19 protein-coding genes and 1 other annotated feature are annotated in these 17,797 nt (G+C 38.0%); of the genes, 10 read left to right on the plus strand and 9 right to left on the minus strand.

Going from position 1 to position 17,797, the window contains the following annotated elements:
* Window positions 1-41: 41 nt before the first annotated feature.
* Window positions 42-710, minus strand: a complete 669-nt coding sequence (hxpB, locus tag GWJ05_RS12675; RefSeq protein ID WP_036937450.1) for a hexitol phosphatase HxpB — start codon at window positions 708-710, stop codon at window positions 42-44.
* A gap of 199 nt (window positions 711-909) precedes the next feature.
* Here hxpB and GWJ05_RS12680 point away from each other — a divergent pair, with 199 nt between their 5' ends.
* Entirely contained in the window at window positions 910-1,449 is a 540-nt protein-coding gene (locus GWJ05_RS12680; RefSeq protein ID WP_161681435.1) for a YniB family protein, read from the plus strand.
* Between the two features lie 130 nt (window positions 1,450-1,579).
* On the opposite strand, the gene GWJ05_RS12685 is transcribed toward GWJ05_RS12680, so the two are convergent.
* The 5 genes from GWJ05_RS12685 to GWJ05_RS12705 all read right to left on the minus strand — a co-directional run bounded on the left by GWJ05_RS12685 (window position 1,580) and on the right by GWJ05_RS12705 (window position 6,116).
* The gene (locus GWJ05_RS12685) at window positions 1,580-2,452 is read right to left on the minus strand and encodes a fructosamine kinase family protein (protein WP_036937446.1); all 873 of its coding nucleotides are present in this window, start codon (window positions 2,450-2,452) and stop codon (window positions 1,580-1,582) included.
* A gap of 154 nt (window positions 2,453-2,606) precedes the next feature.
* Window positions 2,607-3,464: a metal ABC transporter permease gene (locus GWJ05_RS12690; RefSeq protein ID WP_036937443.1), complete on the minus strand. Its 858-nt coding sequence runs from the start codon at window positions 3,462-3,464 to the stop codon at window positions 2,607-2,609.
* Complete coding sequence (locus tag GWJ05_RS12695) at window positions 3,461-4,372, minus strand: metal ABC transporter permease (protein WP_036937441.1); 912 nt, start codon at window positions 4,370-4,372, stop codon at window positions 3,461-3,463. Before GWJ05_RS12695 ends, GWJ05_RS12690 begins: the two co-directional genes overlap by 4 nt.
* Before the next feature lie 2 nt (window positions 4,373-4,374).
* Window positions 4,375-5,262, minus strand: a complete 888-nt coding sequence (locus GWJ05_RS12700) for a manganese/iron ABC transporter ATP-binding protein (protein WP_036937438.1) — start codon at window positions 5,260-5,262, stop codon at window positions 4,375-4,377.
* On the minus strand, window positions 5,259-6,116 hold the full coding sequence (locus GWJ05_RS12705) for a metal ABC transporter substrate-binding protein (RefSeq protein ID WP_224215486.1): 858 nt from the start codon (window positions 6,114-6,116) through the stop codon (window positions 5,259-5,261). The genes GWJ05_RS12700 and GWJ05_RS12705 overlap by 4 nt, the downstream gene beginning before the upstream one ends.
* Before the next feature lie 497 nt (window positions 6,117-6,613).
* Between GWJ05_RS12705 and GWJ05_RS12710 the strand changes: the two genes are divergently transcribed.
* Complete coding sequence (locus tag GWJ05_RS12710) at window positions 6,614-7,285, plus strand: transglycosylase SLT domain-containing protein (RefSeq protein WP_036937433.1); 672 nt, start codon at window positions 6,614-6,616, stop codon at window positions 7,283-7,285.
* On the opposite strand, the gene GWJ05_RS12715 is transcribed toward GWJ05_RS12710, so the two are convergent.
* Window positions 7,282-7,995: a MarC family NAAT transporter gene (locus GWJ05_RS12715; RefSeq protein ID WP_036937430.1), complete on the minus strand. Its 714-nt coding sequence runs from the start codon at window positions 7,993-7,995 to the stop codon at window positions 7,282-7,284. The genes GWJ05_RS12710 and GWJ05_RS12715 overlap by 4 nt on opposite strands.
* Window positions 7,996-8,104: 109 nt before the next feature.
* On the minus strand, window positions 8,105-8,701 hold the full coding sequence (locus GWJ05_RS12720) for a GNAT family N-acetyltransferase (RefSeq protein ID WP_036937427.1): 597 nt from the start codon (window positions 8,699-8,701) through the stop codon (window positions 8,105-8,107).
* Window positions 8,702-8,971: 270 nt separating this feature from the next.
* Between GWJ05_RS12720 and GWJ05_RS12725 the strand changes: the two genes are divergently transcribed.
* Entirely contained in the window at window positions 8,972-9,310 is a 339-nt protein-coding gene (locus GWJ05_RS12725; RefSeq protein ID WP_036937424.1) for a tRNA-binding protein, read from the plus strand.
* A 96-nt stretch (window positions 9,311-9,406) separates the two neighbouring features.
* On the plus strand, window positions 9,407-10,096 hold the full coding sequence (locus tag GWJ05_RS12730) for an AraC family transcriptional regulator (RefSeq protein ID WP_036937421.1): 690 nt from the start codon (window positions 9,407-9,409) through the stop codon (window positions 10,094-10,096).
* Window positions 10,097-10,100: 4 nt separating this feature from the next.
* Here the strand turns inward: GWJ05_RS12730 and GWJ05_RS12735 are convergent, their stop codons facing one another.
* Window positions 10,101-10,541 carry a PACE efflux transporter gene (locus GWJ05_RS12735; protein WP_036937416.1) on the minus strand — a complete coding sequence of 147 codons (441 nt, stop codon included), beginning with the start codon at window positions 10,539-10,541 and terminating at the stop codon, window positions 10,101-10,103.
* A 378-nt stretch (window positions 10,542-10,919) separates the two neighbouring features.
* Between GWJ05_RS12735 and thrS the strand changes: the two genes are divergently transcribed.
* From thrS to pheT, 6 genes are all read left to right on the plus strand, one after another.
* Window positions 10,920-12,848 carry a threonine--tRNA ligase gene (thrS, locus tag GWJ05_RS12740; RefSeq protein WP_036937413.1) on the plus strand — a complete coding sequence of 643 codons (1,929 nt, stop codon included), beginning with the start codon at window positions 10,920-10,922 and terminating at the stop codon, window positions 12,846-12,848.
* A gap of 3 nt (window positions 12,849-12,851) precedes the next feature.
* Window positions 12,852-13,391, plus strand: coding sequence for a translation initiation factor IF-3 (gene infC / locus GWJ05_RS12745; protein ID WP_161681500.1), 540 nt, complete (start codon window positions 12,852-12,854; stop codon window positions 13,389-13,391).
* A 93-nt stretch (window positions 13,392-13,484) separates the two neighbouring features.
* The gene (rpmI, locus tag GWJ05_RS12750; RefSeq protein ID WP_004263702.1) at window positions 13,485-13,682 is read left to right on the plus strand and encodes a 50S ribosomal protein L35; all 198 of its coding nucleotides are present in this window, start codon (window positions 13,485-13,487) and stop codon (window positions 13,680-13,682) included.
* A 42-nt stretch (window positions 13,683-13,724) separates the two neighbouring features.
* Window positions 13,725-14,081 (plus strand): 50S ribosomal protein L20, encoded by a 357-nt coding sequence (rplT, locus tag GWJ05_RS12755; protein WP_036937406.1) that lies wholly within the window; start codon window positions 13,725-13,727, stop codon window positions 14,079-14,081.
* A 104-nt stretch (window positions 14,082-14,185) separates the two neighbouring features.
* Window positions 14,186-14,308 (plus strand) — a sequence feature (Phe leader region).
* A 100-nt stretch (window positions 14,309-14,408) separates the two neighbouring features.
* Window positions 14,409-15,392: a phenylalanine--tRNA ligase subunit alpha gene (gene pheS / locus GWJ05_RS12760; RefSeq protein WP_036937404.1), complete on the plus strand. Its 984-nt coding sequence runs from the start codon at window positions 14,409-14,411 to the stop codon at window positions 15,390-15,392.
* Window positions 15,393-15,406: 14 nt separating this feature from the next.
* On the plus strand, window positions 15,407-17,794 hold the full coding sequence (gene pheT, locus GWJ05_RS12765) for a phenylalanine--tRNA ligase subunit beta (protein ID WP_087802545.1): 2,388 nt from the start codon (window positions 15,407-15,409) through the stop codon (window positions 17,792-17,794).
* Window positions 17,795-17,797: the final 3 nt, after the last annotated feature.

The following is a 17,797-nucleotide window of genomic DNA, read 5'->3' on the forward strand; positions in this document are numbered from 1 at the left end:
GGATATCTAATAAAGCAAAATATCCCTTTTATTGATAAAAGCTAGCCTAATAAATGTCGTTGTGTTAACTCATTAAGAGAGGCAATTTTCACATCCGCTAAACCCCACTGCTTATCATTAAATTGTGTTGTAGCGGGTACAACGATAGAACGCATTCTCGCACCTTTACAGGCAATCATACCATTACGAGAATCTTCTAATGAAACACAATGAATGGGATCGAGATCAAGTGCTTTGGCTGCATTTAGGTAGACTTCTGGATGTGGTTTACTGTGTGGTAATTCATCAGCAGAAACGACAGCTGAGAAATAATGGCGAATATTAAATAATTCCAATACTCGCTCAAGCATGAAATCAGGAGAAGCTGATGCTAATGCAATTTTTAACCCTGATGATTTACAAAGTTCTAAAGCATACTCGACACCGGGTAATAGTGGCTTGGTCTCTTCAACCAGTTTGACAACACGAGAAACCATTTTTTGTTTAGCTTCTTGTTTTGAAACGCCTTGCCATGGTGAGGCTTTATACCATAAATCAATGACTTCGTTTATTCTTAATCCAACCATATCGGGCATTGCCGATGAAAGGGATAAATCGACGCCTAATTCAGCAAAGACCTCATGTTCTGCTTGCTGCCAAAATGGTTCAGAGTCGATTAATAAACCATCCATATCAAAAATAGCAGCTTCAATAGGGAATTTAAAAGACATGTTACTCTCCATAAATAAGGTCTATGTTGTCGAATGGCGATTGTAGCAAGAGTTACAAAGAAAATCTTTTTAATCAGTTTCTTATTTATTTAGTAAAATAAATAGAGAGAATGGCTACTATTAATATATTGTCGTATTAGCCGTTAATTAGACTACGATAAACAGATAAATATTGACGAATTCTACTAGTGAGGATGTGATGAGTTATCAATATGCAGGATTATATGCCATTTTAAAGCGCGTTCTTGGCTGGCTTATTTTTATTCCTGCTTTTATTTCTACAGCTGTATCGTTGATAGGATTGGCTACAATACAACGTCCAAGTGGTGATGGCGTTAATGCAGTGATCAATGATTTTTTTCGTGTACTCGCTGAAATGGCGCAATTTAATACACCGTTTTTAGATTTCTTTTGGCAAAACTCACCTATCCCTAATACACAAATGGGGTTTAGCCAAGAAAATATCACTTTCTTTGTTATTTTTCTTTTTATGTTTGTTGGATTGGCGTTTAGTGCATCGGGATTACGAATCTATCGCCAAGTTAAGTATTTAAAAGAAAATATACAAGATCAGCTTATTATTGAACGAGCCATGAAAAGTGGTGTTACTGCAGAAGAATTGCAACAAAATATCAAATTACCACGACATACTATTTTTACTCAAATTATGGTGCTTTATCTATCGCCGATTATTGTCATTGCAATTGGATATTTCTTACTGAAATTTTTAGGATGGTAATAGGGCATTTATAATGAACGAGGATAGTTCATTTATCTAACTGAAGGGAAAAATAAACCTCGCACAATGTGAGCTGGCGAGGTTATATTTTTTTGCGTGTTATCTGTTTTGAACTATTTTTATCTTTTTATTAGGGGGTCGCTAATAAATCATCAATGATTTTTCGGACTTCTAGATAATCGCCTTCACCGCCAAATAGATTACACCGGTTGAGGAAAAAATAGAGTTGATAAATAGGCTGACGTAATAAAAATTTTTCAGATAATGGCCAGACACTCTGATAACCATCAAAAATATTAGCAGGTACAGCAGTACAAAGCGGTAACATTGCTATATCACATTCTCTATCTCCCCAATAACACGCAGGATCAAAGACCGTACCTTCAGATTGACCAATTGCAGCACAATTTTTGGGCCATAAGTTGCCATGAAGTAATGAAGGTTGGGGATTATGATCAGCAAGACGATGGTGAATAATTTGGGTTATCTCATCGATATCGCCAAAAACCATCCCTTTTTCTGACGCAAGTTGCAGTTGAAAGCCAATACGTTTTTCAGAATAAAAGTGGTTCCAGCGCTTTTCCCAGCCATTTAGTTGAGGGGTTGTGTCGATTTGAGTATCAAAATCAAAACCATAACTAGGTTGATCTTCCCATTGATGTAGCCTTGCTAATTGTTGACCAAAACAATAAGCGCTATGAGGCGTAAAAGATTGGACGGGTAAAAATTCAAGGAGTAAGAAGCTGGCATCTTTACTATTACCAATGCCAAGAACGCGAGGAGTACGAATTGTTTGGCTTTTTGCCAACATGTCAAGTTGTTCTGCTTCATTTTTAAAATTAGGCAGAAACTCACGCAAGTTAGATTTTACAAAGATGGGAGTATCACCATAATAAATTTTCCATGTATGATGAATATCGCCACTAGAAAGGTGAGTTTTTTCGTTTATCTTTGCTGAAAATCCTAAGTTTGATTCCAGTAAACGACCTATATTCTGCCACATACTTACACCTCGCAAAGTTGTTTACTTAGTAGACCCAAATAAAATAATAACGAGCGATGTTTATCTTATGACAATAACACTTTAATTAAATCAATAAAGTATAAAGCTAAAAAACGGGATGATTATCCCGTTTTTGCGAAGATAAAGGAGATTATCAGGCGTTCGCGGGTTTTGTTTGTCGCTTTATTTTTGCTAATTTAATCTGATTACAGAATAACGCAATAATAAAGAATATAGCTTGAGTTAGCACAATACATGGACCTGTTGCACCATCAATATGGAAACTAATAAATGTACCAATAACACTGGATGCGACAGAAAATATAATAGCCAGCATTATCATACGAGAGAAACTACGTGTTAATAAATACGCAGTGATCCCTGGTGAAATAAGCATGGCGACGACTAAAATAATCCCAACGGCCTGCATTGAAGCAACGATAGTTAATGCCAAAATAGACAGTAAGCCATAGTGCAATAAGGTAACAGGTAAACCGACGATCCTTGCTTGATTAGGATCGAAGCAATAGAGCATAAAGTCTTTTTGCTTAACTAGCATGATCGTGATGGTAATTAAACAAATAATACTAATTTGAGTTAATACATCTGGTGTTATACCTAAAATATTACCAAATAAAATATGCATTAAATGTTGGTCTGTATCGACACTGGCAAAAATCACCAAACCTACAGCAAACATACCTGAGAATACTATTCCCATCACAGTATCTTCTTTAATGCGACTGTGTTCTTTTAAATAACCAGTGGCAAACGAGCAAAACAAACCAGAGAGAAAGGCACCAACTGTTAATGGAATTGCAGTGACATAAGCGAGTACCACTCCGGGTAACACCGCGTGAGAGATGGCATCTCCCATCAATGACCAGCCTTTTAAAACCATATAACAAGATAAAATAGCGCAGGCGATCCCAATAATAATAGCGGCAATAATAGCCCGTTGCATAAAGGGATATTGAAATGGTTCAATGAAAAATTCAATTAGCTCATTCATAGTTTCACCTCTTCTTGTTTTGGGGCTTCTTGGTGCTGATGAGATTGTGAGATTAACTGTTGTGAGCTTTGGCGAGCACGACGACGAGCCGCTAACATGCCGTGTTTAGGCGCAAATAAGAAAGCTAATAAAAAGAGGAGTGTTTGCATTGTGACAATGACGCCACCCGTTGCACCATTAAAGAAATAGCTAAGATAAGCGCCTACAGCACTGGTTATTGTACCAATACAGATAGCCATAATTGCAAGTCGCTTAAATTGGTCTGTGAGTAAATAAGCGGTTGCACCGGGTGTGACAACCATAGCAATCACAAGAATGGCACCAACCGTTTGAAGTGCTGCAACAGTACATGCACTTAATAAAGTAAAAAAGATAATTTTTAATTTTAGAGGTGATAAGCCAATTGATTTGGCATGAACTTCATCAAAGAAAACGACCAGCAAGTCTTTCCAAATACAGAATAATACGAAGAAAGAGACACCAGTAATAATCACAACTTGCCATACATCTTCATCAGCAATACCTAAAATATTTCCGAGGATGATGGTCTGAACGTTGACGGCTGTCGGTTTAAGCGAAACCAGCAACAGACCAAAGGCAAAAAAAGTGGAGAAAATAAAGCCAATAACGGCATCTTCACGAAGGCGTGTGATATGGCGAATAAATGTCATTGATAATGCGGCGAGCAAACCCGTAAAAAAAGCACCGACCGCATAAGGTAAACCTAATATATAAGCCCCCGCAACACCAGGAACAACGGAGTGGGAAAGGGCATCTCCCATTAATGACCAACCTTTTAAAATAAGATAGGATGAAAGAAACGCACAGACAGCACCTACTAAGGCACTAACCCAAATAGCTTTCACCATATAGTTATATTCAAAAGGTTGTAGGAGTAAATCTAGCATGGCTAATCTCCTTGTTTGCGCTGACTTTGGTGCGCTGGAGTATGTTCTTTTTGATGACCATAAAAAACGGCCGCGCGTTCATCATCAGTAATTACGGTAAGTGAGCGTGGATCGTCGTCATCGTGAAGATCAGAACCCGATAGGCTGATATGACGCAATACACCACCAAATGCGTGTTCTAAGTTCTTTTGGGTAAAGGTGGTTTCAGTTGGTCCACTGTCTAATACAGTTCTATTGATCAAAATAACATGATCACAAAACTCAGGCACACTTCCTAAGTTATGCGTAGAGACTAAAACGAGATGACCTTCTTCTCGTAAATTACGTAGAAGCTCAATAATGGCATTTTCGGTTTTAACATCGACACCCGTAAAGGGTTCATCAAGTAATAAAACAGTACCTTCTTGAGCCATTGCTCGAGCCAAGAAAACACGCTTTTTCTGACCACCAGAAAGCTCACCAATTTGACGATGACCTAAGCCTGATAACCCCACACGCTCTAATGATGCCTCAACAACTTCATGATCACGTTTTGAAGGAATACGAAAAAAACCCATTTTCCCATAACGTCCCATCATTACGACATCAGAAACGAGGACGGGAAAATTCCAGTCAACTTCTTCTGTCTGTGGAACATAGGCAATCATATTTTGCTTTAACGCTTGTTGTATAGGGTTGTCGTTTAATGTCACTTTACCTTTAGAGGGCTTTACAAGCCCCATAATGGTTTTAAATAGAGTGGATTTACCACTGCCATTGATACCGACTAGGGCACAAATCGTGCCTCCCGTAATAGAGAAACTTGCGTCAAAGATAGCGGTATGACCGTTGTTATAGGTGACAGTGGCATTATCAACTGTCAATGTTGGATTCGTTTTTATTTTACTCATTGACCAAATCCTTTCGCAATTGTATCCACAGTGATAGTAATTAAATCAATATAAGTAGGAACTTCACCGTCTTCAGCGGAAAGTGAGTCAACATAAAGAACACCACCGTATTTTGCGCCAGTTTCTTTACTAACTTGTTTAGCCGGTTTATCTGAAATTGTACTCTCACTAAAGACAACAGGGATATTGTGTTTTCTTACTGTATCAATGACATATTTAACTTGTTGTGGTGTGCCTTGCTCTTCTGCGTTAATTGGCCATAAATAAACTTCTTTAAAGCCATAATCATTAGTTAAATAACTGAAAGCGCCTTCACTGGTCACTAACCAACGATCTTTTTGTGGTATACGAGATAATCTTTCTCTTAATGGTGCATCAAGTTGTTTAATTTTTTCTGCGTAATTTGCTGCATTTTGATTATAAATTGCCGCATTATCAGGATCGTGTTCAACAAGTGCTTTGCGAATATTTTCAATATAAATTAATGCGTTATTCGGTGACATCCAGGCGTGTGGGTTTGGATTGTTTTTGTAAGCACCTTCACTGATTGCCATCGGCGTGATGCCTTCAGTTACTACAACCGCAGGAACATTACGTAACTCATTAAAAAAACGCTCGAACCAGCGTTCAAGGTTTAAACCATTCCATAAGATTAAATCAGCTTTTTGGGCTTTTACTATATCTTTTGGGGTAGGTTGATAATCATGAATTTCAGCACCGGGTTTTGTAATGGATTCAACAATTGCGGCATCTCCGGCGACATTTTGTGCGATATCTTGAATAATAGTAAAAGTAGTGACAACTTTAAGTTTATCTTTTGCTTGTGAAGGTGTGGTTAAAAACACGGTTGCCATAAGACATAAAGCCGTGAGTGAAAATTTGTTTACAGAGCGAAATATATCCATATTATTATTGCCTTATAGTTGCAGAGTTATCTTCTTAATTGATAATGATTATCAATATCATTTCAAAAAAGTCAAGTTATCTCGATGCAAAAAGCTTCATTTGATAATGACTAGAAATAAGATAACAACATGTATTCCAATAAATGTTAAGTAGATTGTCGGGTTTTGTCACAAAAATTAACAATCGTTCGTAACTATTTGTGCAAGAGATAAATTAGAACATAGAAGGTAAAGAGAGATAGCCGATTAAATATACTCATTATGCTTATCACTTTATTCTTTTCTTTTTAAGATTAGTCGGATAAGTTCATTATTGCTATCAACTGATAAAGTGTAAAGCGGACTTAAAGAAGGGGATGACGAGATAAATTACACTGACAATAAAATTGTAATTTATTAATATCATTGTGCTTTTTATAGAATTATTTTATTCAAAAGGGTGAAACGTGAAATCAAAAATTATCTTCTCTCTAGGAATGCTGCTTCTTGCTGGTTGTGCTGATAATACCCATCAAACTGCGCAAAGAGAAAGCCCGCGCTTTTTAAACCAAAAAACAACAGATAATCGTGTTAATAATGCTTCAATTTCAACGGCGCAATGGAAAGCAACCCCTTTTGATAGCCATATACAGCAAGCTTCAAGTCGTTATAATGTTGATGAAACATTGATTAAAGCGATTATCCAAGTTGAATCTAACTTTAGGCCTGAGGTTATTAGTAAATCAAATGCCGTTGGCTTAATGCAAATTAAAGCATCAACAGCAGGAAGAGATGTGTATCAAAACAGAGGAAAGGCAGGTCAGCCAACAACAGCACAATTAAAGGATCCTGCAACAAATATTGATTTAGGGACAGCATATATTCGGCTACTAAGAGAGCGTCATCTTGCCGGGATTATCGATCCCGAAACGCTTTATTATGCCACTATCCTTGCTTATGTAAATGGTGCTGGCGCTTTATTAAGAACATTTGATAAAGACAGAAACAATGCGATAGCTAAAATTAATTCGATGAGTGCGGATGATTTTTATCGTTATGTTGAAAAAAATCACCCTGCATCACAAGCACCACGTTATTTAGCTAAAGTAAAAGCGGCTTATCATGGTGTCGATTATTAATCGGCTAAATTAGCGATGGCTTGAGCCTGTTTTAATAAAGCAGGCAAGTCAGCAATAATTTCAAGAACACCGTTAATCATAAATTGGACACCCATACAGATTAATAAAAATCCCATTACGCGAGAAATAGCATCAATACCGCTGTGTCCTAAATATTTCATAATACGAGTTGAACCGCGTAAAGATAGCCAAACAATCACGCTAATTAAAAAAAACGTTGTAACAGGGGCAATATACAATACCCACTGTGCAATATCTGTACGCGATGGAATTGAAGCCGCGGTACTGATGATCATTGCGATAGTTCCTGGGCCAGCAGTACTTGGCATAGCTAAAGGGACGAAAGCAATATTAGACTCTGTTTGATTTTTATGTGGATTGTTATCGTCAGAAATCGGATCGTCTACATTTGGGGTATTAGGAAACAACATACTAAAGCCAATAAAGGCAACTATCATTCCGCCGGCAATACGAAGACCGGGGATCGAAATACCAAAGGTTGTCATTATGACGCGTCCCGCATAAAATGCGATGGTCATAATAAAGAAAATATATATACAAGCCATTAACGATTGTTGGTTACGCTGTTCTTTTGTCATATTTCCAGAAAGACCAAGCCAAAGCGCAACGGTAGTTAATGGGTTGGTTAAAGGTAAAAGTAAAATAAGACCAAGACCGATTGCTTGAAAAAATTGGTAAACAGAATACATGGAATATAAAGGCTCCTAATAATAGGCAATTAAGGAACAGTATTAAGAAGTAATTATGATAACAAATTAAACTTCTTAATAGTTACTTTCCTAATAATATTATTAGTATTTACGAGTATTTTTTCATTAACCACTCTAAGTGTGTCTTTACTGAAGGCCAGTCATAGTCTGTTATGCTATACACACAGGTATCTCTTTTTTGCCCATTGGTGGTTAAACGATGATTGCGTAAAATACCATCAAGTTTAGCTCCGAGACGTTCAATTGCTTTTCGACTTATTTGATTTAATCTGTGTGTACGAAATTCAACAGCAATACACTGTAAATCTTCGAGTGCATATCTAAGAAGTAAATATTTTGCCTCTGTATTAGTCCCTGTTCTTTGAACTTCTTTTGCGTACCATGTTGAACCGATTTCTAATCGTGGTGTTTGATTATCAATATTCATAAAGGTTGTTACACCAACAACTCGGCCAGTTATTTTCGAAATAATTGTAAAAGGTAACATTAATCCTTTTTTTTGTAGTTGAATTTTATGGTCAATATCTTGCTGTAATGCACTAGGCGATGGTACTGTGGTATACCAAAGCTCATTAGGTTTATCTTTTTTAATAAGCTCAAGTAAATCTGAGTAGTGATCCATGCTTAAAGGATCTAAGCGGACTAACTTTCCTTCAAGAGTGACCCATTCAGTGATTTTTTTCATAATAAAATGTCCCAGCTACTATTAATAGAATAATCAAAACTGTTTTCTAAATAATACTTTTTATACATAACAAATTTACGAATTGATATTGCAATTTAATGTCATGAGTGAAAATAGTGAAAACTCGGAGTAATCAGAAAAGGGTGTCCTTTGTCAAAGCTGTGATTTTTTCAAAACAGAAAATGACTATCTTGCGACAGGTGAGTTGTGAGTATGCGTGCTAATCTATAATTCAATGATAATCAAATAGTAAATAATATTGGTAAGAAGATGGCTGATTTAATTGAGTGGGATGATTTTTTACGAGTAGAAATGAGAGTTGGAACTATTATTAGTGCTGAAGTAAATAAAAAAGCTAACAAACCAGCATATGTTATGGACGTTGATTTAGGTGAGTTTGGCATAAAGCGTTCTAGTGCTCAAATTACTGTAAATTATACACCAGAAGAACTTGTTGGACGTCGTATTTTATGTGTATGTAATTTTCCAGTTAAACGTATAGCAGGTGTAAAATCTGAGGTTTTAATTACCGGAGCACCTGATGAAACGGGGGCTATAGTCTTAGCCGAATTTAATTTGCCTTTACCTAATGGCTCACGTTTAGCATAAGTTAGTTTCAAGATAAGACACTCTTAGATAGTGATGTCCTGCTGAGTTTTGTTATAGTAATTATTAAATTGCGGGATGGATATAAAGGAGTGTCTTTTGTTATTACCTCAACTGCATTTGCGATGTTATGCGCAAGAGACAGCATCTCATCAGCATGATAATTTATGGCAAATTATCTTTGGGCTTTCTGGTTCGATGGAAGTTAATTTCAATCGAGAAGATTTTCTGATCTCTAGTCAAAATTGCCTTATTATCCCCCCAACAATTCATCATGCTTTTTCAGGTAATATAGATAATAAAAATCTTATTTTAGAACTACCTGCAACTTCGCAATGGCAACTAACTGAGAAAGGTGGGCAATTTACTTTATCACCCGCGACCATAGGGTTATTAGAGTGGTTGCATCAATATCCTCAACCTCCTGAGCAGTATTCAACCATCACTCGACTTTTGCTGGCTCAAATGGAGATACAAAAAAATTGGCGTGATAATCTTGATGCGTGGCTAGCGAATAAATTACATACACCATTAACAACACATGATATTGCGTTGGCATTTAATACATCAGCAAGCACCTTGCAACGCAAAATAAAAGCAGAGTTAGGTATATCTGTGATGCAATATGTAACTCAGTATCGCCTTAGCAAAGCTGCTGAATTATTAAAATATACAGCAACAAATATTGAAAGTATTGCTTTAGCTGTAGGGTATGATTCGCATTCTGCATTTAGCCAAGTATTTCGACAATATTATAATAAAAGCCCTACAGAGTACCGACAACGCTGAGCCATTACATCACTTTATTTTCAGTGGAATAAATTCGAGGACATAATTTATCGAAAACCAGAGTAAATAAATAGGTGTAGATAAAAAAGAACACTAATATGGTAAATTCCATACTGATTGCTTTGGTGAAGCTTACATTATACCACCACATATAAAGTGGAATAGTAAAGAAGAAGAGACCTAATTCAAAACTGACTGCATGAGTAAGGCGTATTATGACAGTGCGTTTTTCAATGTGAAATTTAAACTCAATAAATTCAAAAAAAGAATTAAAAATATAATTCCAAATGAGTGCGATAACAGAAACTGTAATCGCAACGGGCAGTGAGCTATGTGATTGACTTTGACTTAAAAAGGCAAGTAAAACACTACTTAATAAAATAGCGAAAGTTTCAAAGGTAATGGCATAAATTAATTTACGAGAACGGGGCTTCAGATAAAACACGTTATACACCTTTATATTAACAATGAAGGTACTGGTCCGCCCCAGAGAATATTATTTTTAAAGCCACGGTTTCCGCTTGTTTATTATGGTAGACAAATTAAATAAAAAATTCTATCTGTCTCTGTGTATTAAGAATACAACATGAGAATTACCTATGAGATAAAGCTATAAATCTTTACTGTCTGTGATAATATTCACTCCGAGTTGCGATAAGACCCAGTAATGTGATGGATATTGATAAATTAATATTGTGTACATAACTGAGTACAAACCTCGCGAGGTAAAGTGAGAAATTGTCGTAACGTACTGAATATAGATGAAATAAAAAGCTTACAAGTGATCTTGCGTATGGGTCACCACTGTAAATAAGGATTTTAAATGCCAATTATTACTCTTCCTGATGGAAGCCAACGTCAATTTGAAAATGCAGTTTCTGTCATGGATGTTGCTGCAGATATCGGCCCTGGACTTGCGAAAGCATGTATTGCAGGCCGTATAAATGGTGAACTGGTAGATGCTTGTGAATTGATCGAACATGATTCAAATCTGGCGATTATTACCGCAAAAGATGATGAAGGTCTTGACATTATTCGTCACTCTTGTGCTCACTTATTAGGGCATGCCATTAAACAATTATGGCCACAAACCAAAATGGCGATTGGTCCTGTTATCGAAAATGGTTTTTACTATGATGTCGATTTAGACCATTCTCTCACGCAGGAAGATTTAGAAACTCTAGAAAAACGTATGCTAGAGTTGGCGAAAACAGATTACGATGTTATTAAAAAACGCGTAAGCTGGGCTGAAGCTCGTGAAACATTTGTTTCCCGTGGTGAAGATTATAAAGTTGCTATTCTTGATGAAAATATCAGTCAAGATTCACAACCTGGTCTTTATCATCATCAAGAATATGTTGATATGTGTCGTGGGCCACATGTTCCAAACATGCGTTTCTGTCATAACTTTAAGTTACAGAAAATTGCAGGTGCATATTGGCGCGGTAACAGCGATAATAAAATGCTACAACGCATTTATGGTACAGCTTGGGCTGATAAAAAACAGCTAAAAGCTTACTTAAATCGCTTAGAAGAAGCCGCAAAACGTGACCATCGCAAAATTGGTAAACAGCTTGATTTATATCATATGCAAGAAGAAGCGCCAGGTATGGCTTTCTGGCATAATGATGGTTGGACTATTTTTCGTGAGTTAGAAACATTTGTACGTTGTAAATTAAAAGAATATGATTACCAAGAAGTAAAAGGTCCATTTATGATGGATCGTGTTCTTTGGGAGAAAACAGGTCACTGGGAAAACTACAAAGAAAACATGTTCACAACATCTTCAGAAAACCGTGAATATTGTATTAAACCAATGAACTGTCCAGGGCACGTACAAATATTTAAACAAGGCTTACGTTCTTACCGTGATTTGCCATTACGTATGGCTGAATTCGGTAGTTGCCATCGTAATGAACCATCTGGCGCATTACATGGTTTAATGCGTGTTCGTGGCTTTACACAAGATGATGCGCATATCTTCTGTACAGAAGAACAAATTTTAAGTGAAGTAAATGACTGCATCAAATTGATTTATGATGTATATTCTACTTTCGGATTTGAAAAAATCGTTGTTAAGCTGTCTACTCGCCCAGAAAAACGTATCGGTGAAGATGCGTTATGGGATGTTGCTGAAGCAGACTTAGCAAAAGCCTTGTCTGATAACAATATTGAATTTGAATATCAGCCAGGTGAAGGGGCGTTTTATGGCCCTAAAATTGAATTTACACTTTACGATTGCTTAGATCGTGCATGGCAGTGTGGTACAGTACAATTAGACTTCTCACTACCAGGTCGTTTAGGCGCTTCTTATGTCGCTGAAAACAACGAGCGTAAAGTACCTGTTATGCTTCACCGAGCAGTGCTAGGATCCTTAGAACGTTTTATTGGTATTCTGACCGAAGAATACGCAGGATTCTTCCCAACTTGGTTGGCACCACAGCAGGTTGTCGTGATGAATATCACGGATGGACAGGCTGATTATGTACAAAAACTCGTCAAAGAATTGCAAGATGCCGGAATTCGTGCAAAAGCAGACTTGAGAAATGAGAAGATTGGCTTTAAAATTCGTGAACATACTCTACGTCGTGTTCCGTACATGCTTGTCTGTGGTGATAAAGAAGTTGAATCAGGCAAAGTTGCGGTTCGTACTCGTCGAGGAAAAGACCTTGGCAGTATTGACGTTAACGAATTTAAAGAAAAGCTTCTGCAAGAAATTAGAAGCAGAAGTCTTCATCAGTTGGAGGAATAAGGTATTAAAGGCGGAAAAAGAATTCAATCAACGCGTCAGAATCGCATCAATGGTGAGATTCGCGCTCATGAAGTTCGTTTAACAGGTTTGGATGGCGAACAGATTGGAGTTGTTAGTCTGAAAGAGGCTCTTGAGAAAGCCGAGGAAGCAGGTGCTGATTTAGTTGAAATTAGTCCTAATGCCGAGTCGCCAGTTTGTCGTATTATGGACTACGGCAAATTCCTCTATGAGAAAAGTAAGACTCTCAAAGAACAGAAAAAGAAACAAAAAGTTATTCAGGTCAAGGAAGTTAAATTCCGTCCTGGTACAGATGAAGGCGACTATCAGGTCAAACTACGCAACCTGATTCGTTTTCTTGAAGATGGCGATAAAGCTAAAGTCACGCTACGTTTCCGTGGTCGTGAAATGGCACACCAACAAATCGGTATGGAAATGCTTAACCGTATCCGTGAAGATTTGGATGAACTGGCAGCTGTTGAATCTTTCCCTAATAAGATTGAAGGGCGCCAGATGATCATGGTGTTAGCGCCGAAGAAGAAATAGTCAGGCAATTCAAGTAATAGCGTCAGCCTTAACGGCTGATTGCTATTCGCCTTATTATTTTATGTTATTAACAATGCGAAGTGGATTATAGAAATGCCAAAGATTAAAACAGTACGCGGCGCAGCTAAGCGCTTTAAAAAAACTGCTGGTGGTGGCTTCAAGCGCAAACATGCTAACCTCCGTCACATTCTGACTAAAAAATCAACTAAGCGTAAACGTCATTTACGTCCAAAAGGCATGGTCTCTAAAGGAGATTTAGGTCTGGTCGTAGCTTGCTTACCATACGCATAAGTATTACTTTTTTAACAGAATATAGACATTTAGGAGTTTAATATGGCTCGTGCTAAACGCGGCGTTGTTGCCCGTGCTCGTCACAAGAAGATTTTAAAGCAAGCTAAAGGTTATTACGGTGCACGTTCACGTGTCTATCGTGTAGCTTTCCAGGCTGTTATCAAAGCTGGTCAATATGCGTACCGTGACCGTCGTCAGAAAAAACGTCAGTTCCGTCAGCTGTGGATTGCGCGTATCAACGCAGCAGCTCGTCAGAACGGCATGTCTTATAGCCGTTTCATCAATGGTCTGAAAAAAGCATCCATTGAAATCGACCGTAAGATCCTGGCTGATATCGCTGTATTCGACAAAGTAGCTTTTGCTGCTTTAGTTGAAAAAGCGAAAGGTGCTCTGGCTTAATTATTAAGTCAATGGAAGAGGGAGTTTTCTCCCTCTTTTATTTTGTCTAAATTTGTGGCTTAATGATAGAAATTCAATAAGTTAATATTTGAAGAGACATTACTTATGTTAAATATCGCTTTTTTCCGTTTCTTTTTTTACTTTAGCGCCTAAATTAAGGGGCTTTTGCGCGTAAGAAAAGAAACGAAAAGTAGCGCCTGAGCCTCCAATATGGAGGCTTTTTTGTTTTCAGATCTCAACACTGGGTTAGAAACCAAAAAGGGCAATTTTATTCGTCATCATTGATAACAACTAATAGACCTCATCAGGTCAAAGGAAGAGGAAACGATGCCACATCTCGCTGAACTCGTTGCTCAAGCTAAAGCAGCTATCGAAGAGGCACAGGATGTTGCTGCGCTGGATTCGGTTCGTGTTGAATACTTGGGGAAAAAAGGTCATTTAACGCTTCAGATGTCCACGCTGCGCGACTTACCCGCGGAAGATCGTCCAGCTGCAGGGGCTGTCATTAATCAGGCTAAACAAGAAGTTCAGCAAGCACTGAACTCCCGTAAAGAATATCTAGAATCAGCATTATTAAACGAACGTTTATCTGCTGAAAAAATCGATGTTTCTTTACCTGGGCGCCGTATTGAAAATGGTGGTCTACACCCAGTAACTCGTACAATTGAACGTATTGAAACTTTCTTTGGCGAATTAGGGTTTTCTGTAGAGTCAGGCCCTGAAATTGAAGATGATTATCATAATTTTGATGCGTTGAATATTCCTGCTCATCACCCTGCAAGGGCTGATCACGATACTTTCTGGTTTGATGCGAAACGTTTACTGCGTACACAAACATCGGGTGTACAAATCCGTACTATGCAGGATAAACAGCCTCCTATTCGAATTATTGCGCCAGGCCGTGTATATCGTAATGACTACGACCAGACTCACACACCAATGTTCCATCAGATTGAAGGCTTAATTGTTGATAAAGACATCAGCTTTACTAATTTAAAAGGAACATTGCACGATTTCTTGAAAAACTTTTTTGAAGAAGATATGGAAATTCGTTTCCGACCTTCCTATTTTCCATTCACAGAACCTTCAGCGGAAGTGGATGTAATGGGTAAGAATGGTAAATGGTTAGAAGTACTGGGTTGCGGTATGGTGCATCCGAACGTATTACGTAATGTAGGTATCGATCCTGAAGTCTATTCCGGTTTTGCGTTCGGTATGGGTATGGAACGTCTAACTATGTTACGTTACGGCGTCACCGATTTACGTTCATTCTTCGAAAACGATCTTCGTTTCCTCAAACAGTTTAAATAAGGTGGGATTATCTCATGAAATTCAGTGAACTTTGGTTACGTGAGTGGGTAAACCCAGCGATTAGTAGCGAAGAACTTTCAGAACAGTTGACAATGGCTGGTCTTGAAGTTGATGGTGTTGAAGCCGTTGCCGGTGATTTTCACGGTGTATTTGTTGGTGAAGTTGTTGAATGTGGACAACATCCAAACGCTGACAAATTACGTGTGACAAAAGTCAACGTAGGTGGTGATAGATTATTAGATATCGTTTGTGGCGCACCTAACTGTCGCTTAGGTTTAAAAGTTGCCGTAGCGACTGTAGGTGCTGTATTACCTGGCGATTTTAAAATCAAAGCAGCTAAACTGCGTGGTGAACCATCAGAAGGTATGCTGTGTTCATTTTCTGAATTAGCTATTTCAGAAAATCATGAAGGTATTATTGAATTGCCTGCCGATGCCCCTATTGGCATGGATATTCGTGAATACTTAAAATTAAATGATAATGCGATTGAAATTAGTATTACACCAAACCGTGCTGATTGTTTAGGTATTTTAGGTGTTGCTCGTGATATCGCTGTTATCAATAAAATGGAGTGCCAAGTACCTGATATGTCGCCGATTGCGGCAACTTCTTCAGCGACATTCCCTGTTCGTGTTGAAGCACCAGAAGCGTGTCCTCGATATTTAGGTCGTGTTTTCACTAATATGAATGTGAAGGCAAAAACACCTTTATGGATGCAAGAAAAATTGCGCCGTGGTGGCATTCGTTCTATTGACCCAATTGTTGATATTACAAATTTTATCTTACTTGAAATGGGACAACCGTTACATGCGTTCGATCTTGATCGCGTTGAGGGTGCTGTCGTTGTTCGTATGGGTAAAGATGGTGAAAAACTAACTTTACTTGATGGCAATGAAATTACATTAAAAGATGATGTTTTAGTTATTGCTGATGAGAAACACGCATTAGGTATGGCGGGTATTTTTGGTGGCGAATCATCAGGTGTTAACGAAGAAACCAAGAATGTATTTTTAGAGTGTGCATTCTTCTCTCCATTATCCATCACAGGCCGTGCACGCCGTTATGGTTTACATACGGATGCTTCTCATCGTTTTGAACGTGGTGTTGATTCTGAGCTCCAATACAAGGCAATGGAACGTGCAACTAAGCTACTGTTAGAAATTTGCGGTGGTGAAGTGGGTGAAGTGATTGATGTAACCAATAAAGCACATTTGCCAAATATTGCACCGGTTAAATTAACACGTAAAAAATTAGACCGTTTATTAGGCCACGTGATTGATGACGCACAAGTTCTTGATTCATTAACTCGCTTAGGTTTCACCGTTACTGTTGAAAATGATGGTTGGTTAACAAGCGTTCCTTCATGGCGTTTCGATGTTCAAATCGAAGAAGACCTTATTGAAGAAGTCGCACGTATTTATGGTTACAATAATATTCCTGATGTGCCATTACGTGCTGATTTAGTGATGACGAATCATCGTGAAGCTAACTTGTCATTAAAACGTGTGAAAACAATGCTAGTAGACAACGGTTTCCAAGAGGCCATTACTTATAGCTTTGTTGATCCGAAAATCCAGGCTTTATTACACCCAGATGAAGAAGCATTAATTCTACCTAATCCAATTTCAGCTGATATGTCAGCAATGAGACTGTCTCTACTGACGGGATTATTGACCACTACTGTATACAATCAAAACCGTCAACAATCTAGAGTTAGGTTATTTGAAGCAGGTCTGCGTTTTGTTCCTGATAATCAAGCAGAATACGGAATACGTCAGGAACTTATGTTGGCTGGTGTGATCGCGGGCAACCGTTATGAAGAACATTGGACTTTAGAGAAGCAAACTGTTGATTTCTTTGATTTGAAAGGTAATATTGAATCAATTCTGGAATTGACAGGCCAGCTAGATGAAATTACATTTAAAGCAGCTAATCATTCAGCACTTCATCCGGGACAAAGTGCTGGGATTTATCTGAGAAATGAATACATTGGCTGTATTGGCGTTGTTCATCCAGAGCTTGAACGTAAACTTGACTTAAACGGTCGTACGGTAGTATTCGAAATACGTTGGAATGCAATTGCAAATCGCAGTTTACCACAAGCAAAAGCAGTTTCTCGTTACCCTTCGAATCGTAGAGATATCGCTGTAGTTGTTCCGAATGATGTTGCTGCAGAAGATGTTTTAGCCGAATGTAAGAAAGTTGGCGGAAATCAAATAGTTGGCATAAACTTATTTGACGTGTATTGTGGTAAGGGAGTAGCAGAGGGTTATAAAAGCCTCGCTATTAGCATAATCTTGCAGGATATCGAGCATACACTGGAAGAAGATGAGATTGCTGCAACAGTGAGTAGCTGTGTCGCAGCATTGAAACAGCGATTCCAAGCATCCTTGAGGGACTAGACC

It is taken from the genome of Proteus sp. G2626 (assembly GCF_009915985.1).
GTDB lineage: Bacteria > Pseudomonadota > Gammaproteobacteria > Enterobacterales > Enterobacteriaceae > Proteus > Proteus vulgaris.